1 protein-coding gene is annotated in these 356 nt (G+C 64.0%); it reads right to left on the bottom strand.

The window, feature by feature from the left end:
- Positions 1 to 356, bottom strand: a 356-nt coding sequence (locus EN818_RS31160; RefSeq protein WP_135906660.1) for an MFS transporter, incomplete at both ends; no start/stop codon positions are given.

Below are 356 nucleotides of genomic sequence, written 5' to 3'. Positions count from 1 at the left end.
AATTATCGGTCGGCTTGTCGGCCGACACCTTGGCCAAAAGCAGATAGATCGAGATCATCCCAAGCGGCAGGTTGATGGCAAAGATCGCGCGCCAGACCCCATCGCCGAAAGTCGTGAGCACAAAGCCGCCCAGCACCGGCCCTAGCGCCGTGGTCAGCGCCGAAGCGGCGGCCCAGATGCCGATGGCCCGGCCGCGCTCTTTCTTCGGATAGGCTTTGGCGATGATGGCGAGGCTGCCCGGCACCATGATCGCCGCGCCAATACCCTGTATGGCGCGGAAGGCGATCAATATGGCCGGATCGGGCGCGATCGCACAGGCGAGCGAGGCCGTGATGAACAGCGCGATTCCGGTGACG

It is taken from the genome of Mesorhizobium sp. M3A.F.Ca.ET.175.01.1.1 (assembly GCF_004791945.1).
Classification (GTDB): domain Bacteria; phylum Pseudomonadota; class Alphaproteobacteria; order Rhizobiales; family Rhizobiaceae; genus Mesorhizobium.
Note: the sequence above shows the minus strand (reverse complement) of the source record. Positions and strands in the feature narration are given on the sequence as shown.